Annotated in this window: 18 protein-coding genes and 1 riboswitch; of the genes, 8 read left to right on the plus strand and 10 right to left on the minus strand. The window is 43.4% G+C overall.

The annotated features are described in order from the left end of the window. Positions 1 to 192: 192 nt before the first annotated feature. Genes J2X69_RS06325 through J2X69_RS06335 form a run of 3 tightly spaced genes read right to left on the minus strand, consistent with a single transcriptional unit; the run spans position 193 to position 3346 of the window. Positions 193 to 1164, minus strand: a complete 972-nt coding sequence (locus J2X69_RS06325; protein WP_310100251.1) for an ABC transporter ATP-binding protein — start codon at positions 1162 to 1164, stop codon at positions 193 to 195. A 3-nt stretch (positions 1165 to 1167) separates the two neighbouring features. Then, entirely contained in the window at positions 1168 to 2199 is a 1032-nt protein-coding gene (locus J2X69_RS06330; RefSeq protein ID WP_310100254.1) for an iron ABC transporter permease, read from the minus strand. Continuing rightward, on the minus strand, positions 2186 to 3346 hold the full coding sequence (locus tag J2X69_RS06335) for an ABC transporter substrate-binding protein (RefSeq protein WP_310100257.1): 1161 nt from the start codon (positions 3344 to 3346) through the stop codon (positions 2186 to 2188). The genes J2X69_RS06330 and J2X69_RS06335 overlap by 14 nt, the downstream gene beginning before the upstream one ends. A 99-nt stretch (positions 3347 to 3445) precedes the next feature. Further along, a riboswitch (cobalamin riboswitch) is annotated at positions 3446 to 3648 on the plus strand. Between the two features lie 112 nt (positions 3649 to 3760). On the opposite strand from J2X69_RS06335, the gene J2X69_RS06340 reads away from it, so the two are divergent. The 3 genes from J2X69_RS06340 (at position 3761) to J2X69_RS06350 (ending at position 8229) form a co-directional block, all read left to right on the plus strand. Then, the gene (locus J2X69_RS06340; RefSeq protein ID WP_310100260.1) at positions 3761 to 5620 is read left to right on the plus strand and encodes a TonB-dependent receptor domain-containing protein; all 1860 of its coding nucleotides are present in this window, start codon (positions 3761 to 3763) and stop codon (positions 5618 to 5620) included. A 207-nt stretch (positions 5621 to 5827) separates the two neighbouring features. Continuing rightward, on the plus strand, positions 5828 to 6877 hold the full coding sequence (locus tag J2X69_RS06345) for a DUF5074 domain-containing protein (protein WP_310100262.1): 1050 nt from the start codon (positions 5828 to 5830) through the stop codon (positions 6875 to 6877). Between the two features lie 233 nt (positions 6878 to 7110). Beyond that, entirely contained in the window at positions 7111 to 8229 is a 1119-nt protein-coding gene (locus tag J2X69_RS06350; RefSeq protein ID WP_310100266.1) for an ATP-binding protein, read from the plus strand. A gap of 69 nt (positions 8230 to 8298) precedes the next feature. On the opposite strand, the gene meaB is transcribed toward J2X69_RS06350, so the two are convergent. Next, a complete protein-coding gene (meaB, locus tag J2X69_RS06355; protein WP_310100269.1) occupies positions 8299 to 9294 on the minus strand; it encodes a methylmalonyl Co-A mutase-associated GTPase MeaB in 996 nt (331 codons plus the stop codon). Next, complete coding sequence (locus J2X69_RS06360) at positions 9291 to 9629, minus strand: hypothetical protein (protein ID WP_310100272.1); 339 nt, start codon at positions 9627 to 9629, stop codon at positions 9291 to 9293. Before J2X69_RS06360 ends, meaB begins: the two co-directional genes overlap by 4 nt. Positions 9630 to 9751: 122 nt before the next feature. On the opposite strand from J2X69_RS06360, the gene J2X69_RS06365 reads away from it, so the two are divergent. Genes J2X69_RS06365 through J2X69_RS06375 form a run of 3 tightly spaced genes read left to right on the plus strand, consistent with a single transcriptional unit; the run spans position 9752 to position 11381 of the window. Beyond that, positions 9752 to 10288 (plus strand): CopD family protein, encoded by a 537-nt coding sequence (locus tag J2X69_RS06365; protein WP_310100274.1) that lies wholly within the window; start codon positions 9752 to 9754, stop codon positions 10286 to 10288. Between the two features lie 5 nt (positions 10289 to 10293). Further along, positions 10294 to 10944, plus strand: a complete 651-nt coding sequence (locus J2X69_RS06370; RefSeq protein ID WP_409014397.1) for an SCO family protein — start codon at positions 10294 to 10296, stop codon at positions 10942 to 10944. After that, the gene (locus J2X69_RS06375) at positions 10941 to 11381 is read left to right on the plus strand and encodes a cytochrome c (RefSeq protein WP_310100277.1); all 441 of its coding nucleotides are present in this window, start codon (positions 10941 to 10943) and stop codon (positions 11379 to 11381) included. Before J2X69_RS06370 ends, J2X69_RS06375 begins: the two co-directional genes overlap by 4 nt. A gap of 268 nt (positions 11382 to 11649) precedes the next feature. Here J2X69_RS06375 and J2X69_RS06380 read toward each other — a convergent pair whose 3' ends face one another. Next, positions 11650 to 12069, minus strand: a complete 420-nt coding sequence (locus tag J2X69_RS06380; protein ID WP_310100281.1) for a hypothetical protein — start codon at positions 12067 to 12069, stop codon at positions 11650 to 11652. A gap of 569 nt (positions 12070 to 12638) precedes the next feature. On the opposite strand from J2X69_RS06380, the gene J2X69_RS06385 reads away from it, so the two are divergent. Next, positions 12639 to 13460: an aminotransferase class IV gene (locus J2X69_RS06385; protein ID WP_310100285.1), complete on the plus strand. Its 822-nt coding sequence runs from the start codon at positions 12639 to 12641 to the stop codon at positions 13458 to 13460. A 41-nt stretch (positions 13461 to 13501) separates the two neighbouring features. Here J2X69_RS06385 and J2X69_RS06390 read toward each other — a convergent pair whose 3' ends face one another. The 4 genes from J2X69_RS06390 to J2X69_RS06405 form a co-directional block, all read right to left on the minus strand. Further along, positions 13502 to 13903 carry a hypothetical protein gene (locus J2X69_RS06390; protein ID WP_409014401.1) on the minus strand — a complete coding sequence of 134 codons (402 nt, stop codon included), beginning with the start codon at positions 13901 to 13903 and terminating at the stop codon, positions 13502 to 13504. A 66-nt stretch (positions 13904 to 13969) separates the two neighbouring features. Further along, positions 13970 to 15241 carry an FtsX-like permease family protein gene (locus J2X69_RS06395; protein ID WP_310100291.1) on the minus strand — a complete coding sequence of 424 codons (1272 nt, stop codon included), beginning with the start codon at positions 15239 to 15241 and terminating at the stop codon, positions 13970 to 13972. Continuing rightward, the gene (locus J2X69_RS06400) at positions 15238 to 15870 is read right to left on the minus strand and encodes an ATP-binding cassette domain-containing protein (protein ID WP_310100295.1); all 633 of its coding nucleotides are present in this window, start codon (positions 15868 to 15870) and stop codon (positions 15238 to 15240) included. The genes J2X69_RS06395 and J2X69_RS06400 overlap by 4 nt, the downstream gene beginning before the upstream one ends. Positions 15871 to 15872: 2 nt before the next feature. Then, complete coding sequence (locus J2X69_RS06405) at positions 15873 to 17048, minus strand: ATP-binding protein (RefSeq protein ID WP_310100298.1); 1176 nt, start codon at positions 17046 to 17048, stop codon at positions 15873 to 15875. A 287-nt stretch (positions 17049 to 17335) separates the two neighbouring features. On the opposite strand from J2X69_RS06405, the gene sucD reads away from it, so the two are divergent. After that, complete coding sequence (sucD, locus tag J2X69_RS06410) at positions 17336 to 18217, plus strand: succinate--CoA ligase subunit alpha (protein WP_310100301.1); 882 nt, start codon at positions 17336 to 17338, stop codon at positions 18215 to 18217. Positions 18218 to 18319 lie beyond the last annotated feature (102 nt).

Raw genomic sequence — 18319 nt, forward strand, 5'->3', positions numbered from 1 at the left:
CCCGACTCATCTTAATGCAGTCTCCCGACTGCCTGTAAAACAGACCTCTTCCCTCCTCCCGCTTCTATAGTTGAGACAACATTTTATAAAAAAACCTACATCAATAGACTTCCTCTCCCATCGGACAGGGCTGCCGGAAAAATATCTCTAAACTGCGGCCTCCTCAAAAACCATTGGGGTAAAAAAAGAAGATTAGTCATGCGACAAAAAGTCCAAAAACCCTTCTACACTCTGAAATTCATTGCTCGCATATTTAATCAAAAAAGGAGATTTACTGACTATAATTTCATCCGGTAATTCCTTAATTCCGGCTTTCTCAAGCGCTTTTGAAATCCACGTAGCCAATTCTTTCGGTCCGGAAATCTTAAATTTTAGATCTCCCCCTTTCGATTCAATTCTCCCCTTTTCCAGACTAAACCGGAAATTCTCTCCGGGCAATAACTGATTGATCTTTCCCGAAATCACCAAATCCTCCGGCAAGCCTGAGATCAGAGGCGCTCCGCAATTGAGTAACCAAAATCTATCGGCTGTCTCCAGTGCAATCTCCAAGTCATGCGTGACCACCAGAATGGACTTTCCCTGACTTTTGGAGATCTCCCGAAGCAAATGCATGATTTCGTAGCGATTCACCAAATCTAGATGAGCAGTAGGTTCATCCAAGACCATCACCTTTCCATCTTGAGCCAGAGCTCTTGCGATCAATGCTTTTTGCCGCTGCCCATCACTTATTTCGGAAAGTCTCTCATCACGTAGATATCCAATTTTCGTAGCTTGAAGTGCTTTTTCAACTACTTCGCGATCACCGTCAGTCAGTTTTCCAGTCCAATTTGTGTGAGGAATCCTTCCCATCGCGACCAATTGACCCACTGTCATATTACCGGGCAGAAAAGGTTCAGTCAGTACCACTGAAAGCTCTTTGGCCAAGACTTCCTTAGCGTAGGACAAAATAGGGCTTCCATTCAGCAACACCTCCCCTTTGAATGGCTGCAACTGTCCCAAAATAGCCTTAACCAACGTTGATTTCCCTACCCCATTCGGCCCAAGCAAGCAGGTCATTTCACCTGCCAAAAGCTCAAAATTCAATCCACTCAAAATCTCCTTCTGAACTTTCCCTTTGGTATACCCCAGACTGAGATTTTCACCTATGATTGATTCCTTCTTCATAGCCTAAAATTCTTTACTGAAATTTTTACGAAGCACCAAGCTGATCACTATAGGAGCTCCTACGAGTGAGGTCACTGCATTGATAGGCAGCGTCTGAGCCGATCCCGGCAACTGACCCACAGCATCACATAAGAGCAGCAAACTCGCTCCAATCAGCGCTGAGGCAGGAAATAAAATCCGGTGATCTGAAGTCTTCCAGACCATCCTTGCCAAGTGCGGCACCGCAATCCCAATAAATGCTATCGGCCCACAAAATGCCGTAATACTCCCAGCCAATAGGCCGGTACTAAGAATCATCAACCAACGAAGGCGATCAGGGTTGATCCCCATACTTTTCGCATAGCTTTCACCCAGAAGCATTCCATTGTAGGATTTGACAGAAGCAATCACGGGAATAATCCCTATAAACATCACCAATCCCAACACCCAGACCTGATTCCAAACCAAGCCCCCCAGACTACCCATCGACCAAATGGTGAAAAGCTTCAATGATTCGGCACCCGAAAAATAGGAAAGAACCGAAATAATCGCTGAAACAGCTGATCCAAACATCAAGCCTACGATCAAAAGCGTCATGCTGTCCCTGACTTTCCAAGCTGCCAAACTCACCGAGAGCAATACCAAACTTGCGCCTAACGTACCGGCAATCGCAATTGCCCAAGGATTAATTGCTCCCCCAAAAGAGGACAACCCAAACGCTGACCCTGCAAGCATTAAGATCGCCACTCCAAGCCCAGCCCCGGAACTAATTCCCAGCACATAAGGCCCCGCAAGTGGGTTTCTAAAAAAAGTCTGCATCTGAAGTCCGCTGATGCTGAGTCCTATTCCTGCGAGAATCGCAACCAATGCTTTGGGAATCCTATAGTTCAGAATAATCTGCTCACGAGATGCTTTTGTCCATTCTCCCGTGAAAATCCCTGAGAGAATTTCACTTGGAGAAATAGACACCGATCCCAAACTCACATTGAGCAAAAAACTCAAAACCAGCACAATCAGTGCTACAAAAAGGAGAAGGATGGGACTACTTTTTTTCATCGAGTTGTTGATAAAAATACAACTCATACTCGGGAAGTAAGTCAGGATGAAGGATTTTGATCAGATCTTTAAGAATCAGGTCTGGCCGCATATATCCCAGTTCAAAATATTCCAGTCCGCCCGCTCTCCCCCGCTTCTGCGTATAAGAAAACACATTTCCCGACTGATAAGCTTTAAAAGCTTTGTAGCGGGGCTCCGAATTCCCCATAGTCTTCAAATCAGGGAAATCAGCAGAACCTATCCAAAAATCAGCTTCCAATGCATTTTCCAGCACAAATTCATAATTCAACTGCGCGCTTCCGGTTCCTTTCTGATCTGAGAAAATATAGTTTCCCCCTGCATTTTCGAGGATATTCGCTCCCCAGCTCTCGCTTCCCGGAGCATACCAAATATCCTGATAGAGCACTCCACTCAGTACTGTAGGAAGAAGGGAATCACTAATGGAATCACTCAATCTCTCAGCTTCCAAATAATCCTTCTCAACCTTATCAAAAGCGACTACCGCTTCCTCATATTTGCCCAACAGTACGCCCGTAAACTTGATCCATTCAGCTCTCCCAAGCGGATGCTGCTCCACATATTCTCCATTGATCACTGCAGGAATGTTGGCTTGCTCCAGCAAATCCAAGTACTTCAGATTATCTCCTTGGGTAGAAATCATAATCCAATCAGGATCTAAATCAATGACTATCTCTGTATTTGCCGAAGGCCCCGCACCCAAATCTTCCACCTGCCCGGCATCAATCCGTGCCCAGGTTTTCTCAGAAGAAATCAAATCCAAATTCGGAAATCCTATCAATTTTTCCGTCACATTCAGTATATCCAGATGTGGAATGTGAGTGGTCGATGTCAGGATGATTTTTTCCACCGGAAGTTGAATCATCGCATCAAAATGACCTTCAGGTTTTTCGGCATTTTCTTCCAAAATCAAATAGGTAAATATCCTATCGGCTTCGGCCCAAGCCTGAGTAACTTCCAGCTCCCAAAGACCATTTCCCCTTGAAATTGTAAATCCCGAAGCATAGCTCAAGTCTATTTTCTCAAGCTCGTACCCTTGCGTCGCACTCTTCTCATTACATCCTGAAAAAGAATACATTACAAGTAACAAAATTGAAGAAAGTAAGAGTCTAAACTGTATGTTTTTCACAGGATTTCTTGGTGATATTGAAATTCAAAATAAGCCCGGGATTTTGCCACTTCCAAAATTTGTCTCCAAACAGATTTTTTTTCTAAGCTTTCCCGATCTACTTTTGCAGCCGAAATAGGTTCTCAATCTCATAATCTGAGCTCTTGGGATTAAAAGGGAATTTGGTGTAAAACCAAAGCTGTCCCCGCAACTGTAAGCCGAGCGGATTTTTCCGCAAATTTGTCAAAAAAGCCATTGTTCCGGAACGAGAAGGCGGCAAATCAAGGCAAGCCAGGAGACCTGCCGATTTCTGTTGATTCTGTGCTTTCGGAGGAAAAGCGACGAAGAATGTGCCTCAGCCGATTTATCGGCTTCGATCCCTTCTTCCCATTTCCCTTCAAGCCCGAATTGAATTTACTACTAATTCGATCAGGCATGACTTTGCTTTTGTGGGTTTACACATTTGTCGGCTTTAGCCCGATCAGTCAGGACACGATACCCTTGGCTGAGGTGGAAGTCTATGCACCGGCTTTGGATAAATTCGCCCAAGGGCAAAAAGTAATCAACTGGACAAAAAACGAATTGGAGGCTTACCAAGGCCGCTCACTGGGCGACATCCTTCAAGAGCGATCCCCGGTTTTTGTACGGCAATATGGCGCAGGAATGATCGCCTCCCCTTCCTTTCGCGGCACTTCAGCAGGCCATACGGCAGTATTCTGGAATGGACTGCCGATCAACAGTCCTTCTCTCGGACAAAGCGATTTGTCCATTTTGCCTATTTCCTCCGTCGATCAGGTTAGTGTACAGTTCGGGAATGCCGGAGCACTTTTTGGAAATGAAGCCATAGGCGGAAGTGTTCATCTAGGCACCAATTCTGAATTTGGAAAAGGACTTCAAGCGGGGATTTCACAGCAGATTGGCAGCTTTGGTCTATTCAATACCAGTGGATTTGCAGGGTTTTCATCGAAAAATTTCAGTAGCAAGACAAAAATCTACAGAGAGTTTTCAAAAAATAATTTCCCCTACAAAGACCTGGGTCAATTCGGCACTCCTGAAGTGAAAGAAGATCATGCCCAAGTAGAGCAAATCGGAATTGTTCAGGATTTGGCATGGAATATCAGCACAGCCAACCAGCTAAAAACTGCCTTCTGGTGGAATAAAACTAATCGGGAAGTCCAGCCGGTAATGGGTTCGCACACTAAGGATAGACAGGAAGATCAGGCGTTCAGGGTAGCCATAGATTTCTTTCATTTTGAGGAGAAGTCGGTATGGAATCTGAAAACAGGGGTTGTCCGAAACGAGCAACTCTTCAATGCCAGTCAAAACAACAGCACACAATATTTTCTGGGTGGAGATTGGGATCAGGAGATTTCCGGCAAGTGGACCTCAAAATTAGGTGCGAGATATACGCTGACAAAAGGAGATCTAAGCACTTATCAAGCGGATGATAAACGTATCGAATTGTATCAAAGCACGAAATTCTCCGCTACGGACAAGCTATCTTTTGCCTTAAACCTCCGTCAGTTGGTTTATTCCGGCACTTTCGCACCTTTCACTCCAAATCTGGGGGCTGAGTGGAGCTTTTGGAATGCAGGTTCCCAAACCTTACAGTTGAAAACATCCCTGGGAAAAGGCTTCAAAGTCCCTACGCTGAATGACAGATTTTGGAATCCCGGCGGAAACCCCGACTTACTTCCTGAAGAAAGTCTTAGCGGTGAAATTGGCTTGACTTGGAGCAATAATGGAAAGCTCAACTGGACTCAAGGCTTGACCTATTACAAAATGTCCGTGGACAACTGGATCATTTGGCTACCTAAAGGAAGCTTCTGGACTCCTGAAAACATCAAGAAAGTCAGTAATCAGGGACTGGAATATCAAGGGAGTCTGGCAGTCCGATTTCTATCGTGGGATTGGGAACTGACTACATCTTACACCTACTCCGAAGCAGTAACCACAAAAGGCGCAGATGAGAATGATCAATCCGTAGGAAAGCAGCTGCCGTACACACCACAACACCAAGCCAATGGAAAAGTGCAGGTAAAGAAATCAGGGTTCACCTCCTCCATTGGGACTTATTTCGTGGGCGAAAGATCCGTCACTGCTGACAATCCGCGCATGATGTCCTCATTTCAACTCTTCAATTTCGGGATGGGCTATGACAGACTTGAGCTTGGCAAAGTCCACTTCCCCGTAAGTTTTCAAGTCAACAATCTGCTCAATACCGACTATCAAGTCCTCTATCTGAGAGCAATGCCGGGAAGATCCTATCAATTCAACTTATCTATATTATTCTGAAATCGAGCATGTCGAGAGCGACACACACCGGGATGATTATAAGCCATGCGAGATTCCATCCCGTTTCCTTCGTCACGGGACAGGTTATGACCCTTAAAAAATCAATTATAAACATATGAAATCGAGCATGACTAAAAAGTCACACACTGGGATGATTATAGATCTTGCGAGATTCCATATGGCCTTTAAAAATCAAAATATAATCATATGAAATTAAAACAATTACTCTGGGCTATCGCCTTAATTTCCTTCTCTTTTGCCTGTTCAAACAATGATGAAGAAAGACCTTTAGGCAAGTATGACAATGGCATTCTGATCATGAACGAAGGCAGCTTCGGATCCAATGACGGTGAAGTATTTCATCTGAATCCAACTACAGAAGAGCTTCTTCCAAATATTTTTGAAGCAGAGAATTCCCGTCCTTTCGCGGGTCTGATTCAAGATATGGTGCTTGAGACTGACAGATTGTACTTGGTAGCCAACACAGGAAAGGTGGAAATCGTGAATCCGGCAGATTTCAAAAGTCGTGGTGCTGTGACAGCAGAATTGGACCAACCTCGATCGCTGGCTGTAAATGGAAGCAAACTTTTCATCAGTGATTACGGTCCCTATGATGCCAACTATGGCACACCTGATTCTTACATCGCCGTAGTGAACGGTCTTGATGGCGGAGTAGTTTCGAAGAAAATTGCCGTTTCCAATAAGCCTGGGGATCTTTTCTCTCACGGAAACTATATCATCGTTGCCGGCTCTGAAGAAAGGAAAATCGAAATCATCGACGCGGCTCAAGAGGCAGTAGTTACCACTATTGAGCTGGACGCTTCTCCAAAGAAATTCCATGCAGAAGGTGGAATACTATGGATATATGCCACTACGGCAGAAGAGGTCAAGTTCTATACATTAAATCTTAGTAACCTTACTTTAGGAAATACTTATACAGTTCCTGTTACGAAACCTACCGGCAGAATTGCATTCGACGGAGATGACAAAATGTATATTGTAACTAGTTCTGATTATCCGGAATACAACGATGCCATTCTCGCAATTGAAATCGAAGGAAGCACTGCCACAGCTACAGAATTGATGACCGGTTCGGGCTTCTATGGCATTGGATATGATGGCAACTTAGATCAAATCTATGTAGCTGACGCTAATGGTTTTCAAGGGAATGGAACTGTAAATGTACTTTCTAAGACAGGGTCGCTAATCCGAAGCTTCGATGTAGGAAGAGGACCATCAGGATTCTTGGTTTATTAGGATTTGAAATTGAAACAACTTGTTCGCCGTGACGAATTGGAGAATTAATCTCCGAAAAATTTAGAATACAGTATTTTTTTCAAAAAGCCGCTGGGAATTAATTTTCAGCGGCTTTATGCTTTTGTGAAATAATATTATTTATTAAATCCATAAAAAGACGGCTTTTTGTGGATTGTATTCCATAAAAAGCCGTCTTTTTGTGGAATACAATCCATAAAAGTCTATATTTGAATATGAAATTTAATCGTATTCATGTCCAAAACCTCTCTGAGAAGCTAGAAAGCAAGAAAGTAATCCTACTGATAGGCCCACGGCAAGTTGGAAAAACTACGCTTATCTATGATTTGCTGGCGGGAAAAGATTATCTATTTCTAGATGGAGACGACCCTACAACTAGACGGCTTCTAGATACGCCAAATACCATGCAGCTCAAATCAATTATAGGAAACTATAACTATGTATTTATTGATGAAGCACAGCGAATTCAGAATATAGGAATCACCGCAAAAATAATCCACGATCAAATTCCGGAAGTGAGGCTAATTCTTAGCGGATCATCTTCATTCGAGCTATCAGGCTTAACTCAGGAGCCACTTACCGGAAGAAAAGCCACATTTCATCTCTATCCGATCAGTTGGAAAGAATTTGAGCAAAAAATGGGATATGTAGCAGCAGAACAGGATTTACCCAATCGGCTTGTCTACGGGTTTTATCCGGAAATCATCACAAATGTAAGGGATCAAGAGTCGTTATTATACGAACTCATAGAAAGCTATCTCTATAAAGATGTATTGGCTTTGGGTATCGTCAAAAAACAAGATGTGATTTTTCGTCTCCTACAGCTTTTGGCTTTCCAGATGGGAAGCGAAGTTTCCTACAATGAACTCTCCAGATCTCTTCAAATCGATGTCAAAACAGTCATTAGCTACATTGATTTGCTCGAACAAGCCTATGTAATCTATCGGCTGGGCACTTTCAGCAGAAACCTGCGGAAAGAAATAAAACTGAACAAGAAAATCTACTTTTATGACAATGGAGTCCGCAATGCGCTGATCAAAAACTTACAGCCAATTGACCTAAGAAACGATATTGGAGCACTTTGGGAAAATTTCCTGATGTCTGAAAGATTGAAGTTTTTAGAGTATAAAGGCATTAAAGTCAATAGTTATTTTTGGCGAACCAAAAACCAACAGGAACTGGATTATCTAGAAGAAAAAGACGGGAAATTGAATGCATATGAATTCAAATGGAATCCTGATGCTAAATTCTCAATTCCATCTGCATTCAGAGATACCTATAATGCAGACTATAAATTAGTACATAGGGAAAACTTCAGGGAATTTATCCTTTAACATCTCTATTACTTCAGCCTTACAATTCCCTCCAAATCCTTCATGCCAAACTCCAACCAGGTATTTCATTTAGATTTTCTTTTCGTTGAAAAAAAAATCAATCAAATCCCGCGCAAGGGACAAAGGGCTGAGTTCTCCATTTTCAACGCGTTTACGATTTTGATTGAGCATTTCCTGCACTTGCCTATGCTCTAGAAAGAATTTCCCAAGTAAGAACTGTAGATTTTCATCCAGCCATTTCAGCCGTTGGGAAGCACGGTTTGATTCCAAAAAACCCGATTTATCCATCTGGGAATTGTACTTCTGAATCATCATCCAGATATCACTTAGTCCTTCATTTGTCACTGAAGAAGCTGTCAGCACCGGAGTTGACCAGTTATTCTGTCCCAGTGGAAAAAGGTGAAGTGCATTTTTATAAGCTGATCTGGCTTTCTTGGCATTTGTCTGATTATCACCGTCCGCTTTATGGATCACTACGCCATCAGCCATTTCCATTATGCCCTTTTTAATACCCTGAAGTTCGTCTCCTGCTCCAGCCAACATAAGCAGCAAAAAGAAATCCACCATGTTCTTTACGGCTGTTTCTGATTGCCCCACTCCCACTGTTTCGATCAGAATCACCTCAAAACCTGCTGCTTCACAAAGCAACATAGCCTCTCTGGTTTTAGTACTTACCCCTCCTAATGCGCCACCCGTGGGACTTGGACGAATAAACGCCCGCTTATCCCCCGCCAATTTCTCCATTCGGGTTTTGTCTCCTAGAATACTGCCTTTACTTTTTTGACTGGAAGGATCCACTGCCAACACAGCCACGGACTTCCCCTCATCTACCAACATTTTCCCGAAAGCCTCTATAAAACTACTTTTCCCAACTCCGGGAACTCCTGTGATCCCTATTCTGATAGACTTGCCGGTAAATGGCAAGATCTCCTGCACCAAATCAGAGGCCAATGCCAAATCACTTTCCAGCGCGCTTTCTGCAAGGGTAATAGCCTGACTTAATTTAGTCCTATCGCCTGAAAGAACTCCTTCTTTATATTCCTGTAGCGCAAGACGTTTTCTCATTTCGGATATCCATCTGTAAAACTCACATCTCCCATTGGGCTCTTCTGATAGGTAGCAATCACATAAGGCTGCATTGCTTTGGAGAAATAGGGATCTGTAGGAGACAGGTTGATCTCCTGATCCAGTTCGTCTGAGAAAAAGAAAACCACAGTCCTGCCGTATTTGGTATGCGGCATAGCATCTCCGTATTCCCGCATCCATTCTTTAGAATCATCCAAAGCTTTTATCGCATACACCCGTACTACGGGTCCGGTATTATTTTCATTTCTATAGCTTGACAATTCTTCGTATTTCCCCTCAAACCGTTCGATTCCCGGTTGGGATAGCGAATCCATTGAGATATAAATTACAAGTCCAGCCACAATTAAGGCGATAATCCAGAAAATGATTTTAGAGCTTTTCAAAAACTAGGTGCGGTTATAAAGATTAGGCCTTAATTTAGCCGAAAATTCCGAGAATGACTTTCGAGTACCTCAAAGCACTTCACATCATTTTTGTAGTTACCTGGTTTGCAGGGCTATTTTATATCGTCCGGTTGTTTATCTACCAGACGGAGGCGATGGAACGTCCGCAGGAAGAGCGCAATATCCTCAAACCTCAGTTGGACCTCATGGCCTCACGCTTATGGTACATCATCGCATGGCCATCCGCAGTTCTCACCTTAATTTTCGGTACATTAGTATTGAGTCAGCGAATAGGGTACCTGCAAATGGGTTTTATGCATGCCAAATTGGGGTTTGTCTTTTTACTCTACTGCTATCATCTCTGGTGTCACAAGCTCTTCAAAGAGCTACAAGCGGGGCGAACCCGATGGACTTCCACACAGTTGAGAATATGGAATGAAGCGTCTACTTTGCTACTCTTTGCTATTGTGTTTTTGATAGTATTGAAAAGCACCCTAAGCATGGTGTGGGGTCTGGCAGGGCTTATCACACTTGGCGTGACCCTGATGCTTGCTATCAGATTGTATAAAAAATTTAGAAATAAATCTTAATCATCATGAACACGAGATTTTCGATTCTTGGCCTTCTTCTGATAGTATTTCTGTTCTCCCAATGTTTTCCGTCTGTAGAAAAAAAAGCGACGCTCCCGAAACTTGGAAATTGGCACATGGACGAAAAAACAGTGGACGGGAAGGTAGTTCAGGATACCGTTTACCACAAAATCGCAAGCTTCTCATTTATCAATCAAGAGGGCGATACGATTACCAAATCTTCAGTAGAAGGAAAAGTATATGTCGCAGATTTCTTTTTCACGACCTGCCCGACCATCTGTCCTATTATGAAAAAGGAAATGCTGAGAGTGTATGAGGAATTTGGAGACAATCCGAACTTCAAAATCCTGAGTCACTCCATTGATCCAACTCATGACACTCAGGAAGTGCTGAAAGATTACGCCCTGAAATTGGGAATTGAGAATGCTGACACATGGAACTTCCTGACCGGTGATGCAGAGAAAATTTATGAAATAGGACAGACCAGCTACATAACCACAGCTCAGGAGGATCAGACAGCTCCGGGAGGATTCCTTCACAGTGGAGCCTTTGTATTAGTGGATCAAAATGGTCACATCCGTGGTGTGTACGACGGTACCAAAGCCAAACAAGTGGATCAGTTGATCTCTGATATCCCAAAGTTATTGGGTAAATGAAAAAGTACCTGATGATCCTTTTATTTGCGGTAGCATGCAGCCCAAAGAGTTCTGATGAGGAGAATACACTCGCTCAAATAGAAGACCCTGAGGTGATGAAATATGCGGTAGAAGGCAAAACCATCTATGAAAGCCACTGTGGAAACTGCCATCAAAACGATGGCTCGGGACTGGGGAAATTGATCCCTCCCTTACGGGATTCGGATTATTTCCAAAAAAGCGTCCATCGAACTGTATGGATTATGAAGCATGGGCAGGAAGGGGAAATTTTGGTTAATGGCCAGATCTACAATCAACCAATGCCTGCGAGCCCACAACTGACTTCTTTGGAAATCTCCCAAATCAGTACCTATCTCTATAATATCTGGGGAATGAAAGAGGGTAAAATCACCTCAAAACAGGTGGAAAAATATCTGCAGGAAAAACCGGAATTCTGATTATTTAGGGCTTGCTGAAAAAGTCTCAGTTATGCCAGCTTCAAGGCGGCCGAGTGAAGATGTATGCTTATACCTCGAACGAGGCCAACGTAGAAGATGGTATGGCTGAGGCTAGCTGAAAATCCCGATTTTGGGATTTTCTGATGCATGGATAAAGACCTATTGTGGTCAATAGGCTTGCACTTGCTGAAAAACCGTTCGTATGAAAAATGGGTTAATCATTCAAAATGAGAGCTTTTGATCTTTTACCGGCGTTTTTCAGCATGCCCTATTTAAGGAGTTTATCCGCTTTGGCTATAGCTCCTTTCACATCTTTATTCACTTTAGCGATGAGGTCCATTTGCCCATCAAGGTAGGTTTTGAGTTCTTCATCACTCAATTCACCGTCTTCAGGCTCATATTGGTGCATCCAGTCAAACATCCCTTCATAAGCAAGGTTAAGATCGTAGGCAAGTGCTTTATGCTCCTCAATTGCTACCGAATCTACCGGATCTTGATTTTGCAATTCCTCCACTTTTTCTACTGCTTTTCGCTCTAGAGATTTGAGCTGCCCCATTTGAGGCATTACTTCATCGTGAACCGCAATTACTTCCGCCCGTAGCTTCTCGCTCTCACTTGGAGCAGCTGGACCACAGGCATTTACCAATAAAAACGAAGTGAAAATCAAAAATAGAAATTGGCGTCTCATAATTGCTCTGTTTATTTAGAGTAAAGGTACTATTTTATCTAGATACAGTATTATTGGGTAAGATGATATTGGAAGGTGATAAATTGAGGAAGAGCTGTTAATTTTAAACACGAACAAACACCTACACTTTGAAATCGAGCCTACCTACCATTAGGCAGGGGACTGTCTCATAAGTAGGTTTTCTTGTCAGGCTGAGTAAGGAAAATTTAAGATTCACAAATGAATAATGACGGAAAGTGATGTAGAAATAAAGTTGGGTCACCCTGAGCACTTGAGAGACGAGAGTCTCGAAATCGAAGGGTCCTCGTTCCTTCAGACTCCCGTCTTCCGGGTGCTCGGACTGACACAACATTTGCATACTTATTTAAATTCTGTCATTGGTAGCAGCCAGTCTGCCGAAGGCATGAAAGTCGAAGCCTTTTATGAGCTAATTAAGCCCATTTCGACTTCCTGCCAAGGCGAGGCAAGCTGCTCAATGTGACAATTATAAGTTATGAGACAGCCTCACTGGGATGATTATAGACCTTGCGAAGATTCCATATTGCCACTAAAAAATCAATTATAAACATATGAAACCATTTTGCTTTGCCGACGGGCAAATTATCTCTACCGAAAAAGCCAGCATTCACCCGATGGATTTAGGACTGATCCGAGGATATGGGATTTTCGATTTTTTCCGTACAGTAAATTTTAAACCGCTTTTTCTGGACAGCTACTTAGATCGTTTTTTTGCTTCAGCAGAAAAAACTTTTCTACCGCTAGACTATTCCAGAGCGGAGCTGAAAGCGGTAATTCAGGACTTGATTGAGAAAAACCATCTCAAGGAAGGCGGTATTCGTATGGTTTTGAGCGGGGGTATTTCGTCCAATCACTTTTCACCTGCCAAAGGAAAGTTGTTCATCTTCGCCGAATCACTGATTTTCCCACCTCAGGAGAAATACGAAAAAGGCATCAAACTACTCTCTCTGGAATATGTACGGCCGATTGCAGATATCAAAACGACGAACTACGCTCTCTCAGTCTGGGATAGTATGCGCTGGAAGGATGCGGGAGCAGAAGACGTGCTCTACCATATGAATGGCATCGTCAGTGAGAGTTCCCGCAGCAATTTTTTCATCGTAAAAGATGGAATCATCAGTACTCCCGATGCGAATGTACTGATGGGAATTACCCGCAAACATATCATAGAATTAGCCGGAGAAGTGCAAATCAGACCTGTAAGCATACAAGAAGCCTTCAATGCGGACGAGGCCTTTATCACCAGTACTACCAAAGTGCTGCTACCTGTCACCCAAATCGATGAGCGTGAAATAGGCAACGGAAAACCCGGACAGGTCTCACTTGATCTTCTGCAGAAATTCCGTAAGATGGAGAAAGAGATTTGCTATTAGGCGGAGCCTTTAATTTGGTGGATTGGGAGAATCAAAATCTCTTAATTCACCAAAGTTCCATTTGTCAAAATATACATCAGCTTCTCAGGATCCTTGCTATTGAGTGTAAGAGTTCCTCTCACACGAACTCTGTTGGAAGTATATTTGATCGGGGAAGCCATGTCCACTTCCATCACGGTCTCGGGACCTCCGGAGCCACAGAAGAAGCATTCGGCCAAAGGTAAACTTGATAGGATAATATGATCCGGCTTGAACATTCCTTCGAAGGGAATAATGTAGCCATCGGCCTCCACCACCTTGCCTTCCAGCTTGGTGATATTTTCAGAAAAGACAGGCACATAAAGCTCCCCATATTCATCTTCAGAGATTTTATAGGTAACCTCAGAAAGGTTTTTCCAGACATTGGTACTTTGTGCCACTAGAGACACCTGTCCCAAAATCATCACCAGAACTGCCAAAAGGCTTATTTTTATCTTTCTCATATATTCGGGTTTTTAATCAGCCACTAGTTAAGCCTTTGTCAACTGCTTTGCAATACTTGTTTGATAAGCTGCAAAGGCAGGGATCATAGAAGCCAAAACTCCCACCACTAACGCATAAACTACTATCCAAAGTTCTGCTTTCAAGAAAATCCAAGGCTGGAGACTGCTGACTACGCCTTGTTCATTCTGGGAAATAATCACCGAAAGAAAGCTATGTCCAAGTAAAATCCCCAGCACTGCACCCATAAAAGTCAGCATAATCCCTTCAAGAAAAATCAACAGCATAAGCTGAGCTCTAGATGCACCTATAGCACGCAGAATTGCCAGATCATATTTTCTTTCTCTGAGTGAAGTGTAAAGCGCTATAAAAATCCCAAGCCCCGAAATCCCGATGATCACCACCGCAAGCCCCTTCAAAAGCGTAATTCCAACACCAAGGAGCTCGAACAGCCTAACCATCTCAAAAGTAGGTGAGGCCGCTTGCATAGACGTACCTGAATTAATCAACCGGGGAAGCTGAATCGCTGCCATAGGATTTCTGTATTGGATCAAAAGCGTGGTCAATTCTCTGGATTGATCTGAGTGAGGAAATCCTTTCATAGCAACTGATTCCTGGAAGTCACTGCCAGGATGCCCCTCATGCTCAGCGGTAGAATCTGCATGCTCGGATTCTTCTTCATCGTGTTCATCGTGCGTGAACCAAATGGATTCCACACTTGTCAGAATTAAGCGGTCCAGCACATTTGCCGCAGGCTCCAGTACTCCTACTACTCTAAATTTATTTTCATCATGCTCATGGCTTCCCTCGCTTATTCCATGGCTTCCCACAAACTCATCTCCCAGATTATAGCCCGTTTTCGCAGCTACTTCCCATCCCAGCACTACTTCAAACGGTTTTTTCCAAAGTTCTCCACTTTGCAGTTGCGCATCATAAAGTGCCGGATAGTCATGATTTGTCCCTACAATTCGATAGCCTTGGTAATTGTCTCCCAAAGCCATAGGAATGATATTTTTCACCAGACGGTTTTTGGATAGTTTCTCCGCTTCATCCATTGGAATATTCCCTGTGGGAAAATCAATGTGATAGACACCCGAGAGGATCAATTGCAGAGGACTCCCTTTGGCTCCCACTACCAAATCTATCCCGGCGGCATCCCGGTTCATCTTCTTTTCGAACTGATCCTGAATAAGGAGCAACACCGTGATAATAGCCAATCCAAGAGCGAGCAACAACACGTTCAGCCCGGTAGAAAGTGGTCTGAATGTCAAATATTTCCAACTAAGCTTAACTAAATTCATGGCGCTATCACTTCGACAAAGTTGGGGATATGTGATTTGACCCGCTGATCGTGGGTGACTATGATTAAGGCTGCGCCGATCTTTACCGCCTGGGTTTTCAGAAGTGTGATGACTTTCTCCGTATTTTCATCGTCCAGGCTGGAAGTAGGCTCATCTGCCAGAATTAGCTTTGGGGTATTTGCCAGCGCCCGGGCAATGGATACCCGTTGCGCCTCTCCTTCACTTAGGGTCAGCACAGAAGATTTTGCCTTGCCTCCCAATCCCAATTCTGCCAATAGCTGATCAATATTTTGCCCTTTTTTCTTGCCGAAAAAATGAGCCATCTGAAGATTTTCTTTCACATTCAGTGAAGCGAGAAGGTGGGGTTTTTGAAAAACTATTCCAATCTCTTTTCCGCGAAATAAATCCAATGCCTGTCCTTTCATGGCCGTAATATTCTGACCTCCCAGCTTCACTTCTCCTTCCTCCGGCTCCAGCAATCCCGCAAGCAAATTCAACAGCGTGGTTTTTCCCGAACCTGATTTTCCCAGCACAAGTACACTCTCTCCCGGCTCCAGTGAGATATCCGAAAAAACCAATGCTTGCTGGCCCGGGTGACTGTATTTTAGATTTCTTGATTCAAAGAGCATAATCAGTTTACCGGAATTACCAGCCTGAAGGTGGTGCCTTTTTTAGAATTGCTTTCAAAGCTAATCTCCCCTTTCAATACATCGACACATTTTTTCACAATAGAAAGTCCCAAGCCGGATCCATCAACGACACCTACATTCTTTGCTCTGAAAAAACGGTCAAAAAGCTGGCTCTGTTCCGATTCAGGGATCCCTATCCCAAAATCTTTGACTGTTCCTATCAGTTTATTGTCTGCATATTCCAATTTAAAAATCACCTCCTGCCCTTCTTTTGAATATTTGATACTGTTTGAAAGTAGGTTTTCAAATATCTGGTACAACAGTTCACTATCCGAAGTGATGATTTTGGGTAGATTTACCAATTCAGTTTTGATGGTTACGTCGTTTTCTATCCCCGCATTTACTGTATCAAGCAACTCTTTGACAAATGCTCCCAAAAACATCTTTTTAGGTCTGAACTCGATCTTATTTGCATCCGCCTTTCCAAAAAACAGCACGCTGGTCAATAAGTTATTGAGTGCCCTCACGGAATGCTCGATTTTGAAGGCATGCTTGGCTATCTTTTGCTTCATGGGGTGATCCTTTTCAGAATAGATCTGAAGCAACTGCGCTGAGCTCAAAATGGACGTGAGGGGAGTTTTGAAGCCATGAGAGACGTTCAGCACGATTCTGGATTTCAATTCATTGATTTCCCGTTCTTTTTCCAATGCCTTGGTGAGTTCTTTATTTGCATTGTATAGCTCTTCCGTACGCTGCTTTACTTTTTCCTCCAATTCATTGTTAAGTTTTTGGAGTTCTTTTTCTTTGCGGTCTTTATAGATAGCCAATTCAATCACCATATTTAACTCACGGATATTAAAAGGCTTGATCACATAGGCACTTGGATTGGTTCCCACCACTTTATTAAGCGTCTCTGCATCAGAGCTTGCACTTAGGTATACTACCGGGACACCGTATATCTCATTGATGATTTCGGTGGTCTTAATTCCATCAAGCTCTCCGGCCAGATTGATATCCATCATCACTATATCGGCGTGATTCTCGGATAAAATATCCAGAGCTTTTTCTCCTGAGTCCGCTATTTCGAGGATCTCGTGTCTGTTTTTCTCCAAGGCACGCTGAAGCAAAAGTGCTGATACCGGATCATCTTCAACGATGAGGATTTTGAGGCTGAACATAGACTACATAAAAGATGTGAAAAATCTAATTTTGTCGCAAATATAAAAAATATAGGTCTCCCAAATCTAAAACGTGTCAATTGCTTCTTATAAACACATTTCACTCTAAGGGAATGGGCTGATTTCCTTCCCTAAGACTACAGGGTATTCAGCTCTTTTCATCCACCATCCGTCCCCGAAATCCTGACTTCCTCAAAGAATCACCGAATATCCGGGATATTGTTCTTCTTTTCTTTTGTGGGCGGTGGGTTTATTATATTTTTGTGCCAAACTATAGAAATCGCATCATGAGTGTACTAGTAAATAAAAATTCCAAGGTAATCGTACAAGGGTTCACAGGATCTGAGGGTTCTTTTCACGCACAGCAAATGATCGAATACGGTACCAACGTAGTCGGCGGTGTAACTCCGGGTAAAGGAGGATCGACTCATTTGGAAAGACCTGTTTTCAATTCTGTAGAAGAAGCTGTTCAAAAAACCGGAGCAGACACATCTATCATTTTCGTTCCACCGGCTTTTGCTGCTGATGCGATCATGGAAGCTGCTGATGCAGGTATCAAAGTTATCATCGCTATCACTGAGGGAATCCCTGTAGCTGATATGATGAAAGCCAAACCATATATTATAGAAAGAGGAGCTACGCTAATCGGCCCTAACTGTCCCGGCGTAATCACTCCGGGAGAAGCAAAAGTAGGTATCATGCCCGGTTTTGTGTTCAAATCAGGAAGAATCGGTATCGTATCCAAATCAGGAACCTTGACTTACGAAGCTGCTGATCAGGTAGCCAAAGCAGGTCTTGGCGTATCTACGGCTATCGGTATCGGTGGTGACCCGATCATCGGAACCTCTACCAAACAAGCAGTACAGTTGCTGATGGAAGATCCTGAAACTGATGCGATCGTAATGATCGGTGAGATAGGAGGAAACTATGAAGCTGAAGCTGCCAAATGGATCAAAGAAACCGGCAACAAAAAGCCTGTAGTAGGATTCATCGCAGGTCAGACTGCTCCTGCGGGACGTAGAATGGGTCATGCAGGCGCGATCATCGGTGGTGCTGACGATACTGCTGCTGCCAAGATGAGAATCATGAGAGAAAACGGAATTCACGTAGTAGATTCTCCGGCTGAGATCGGAGCTACCATAGCCCAAGTATTGGGTGTGAATGTATAATATTTGTTGGGTGCCTGCCCGCCGTGGCGGGTCGGGTGACCGACGTCCGATGCCTGCCAGCAATGGAGGGCTTAAAAAAACCGCTTCGATTAGGTTCGGGGC

Source organism: Algoriphagus sp. 4150, assembly GCF_031457395.1.
Lineage (GTDB): Bacteria > Bacteroidota > Bacteroidia > Cytophagales > Cyclobacteriaceae > Algoriphagus.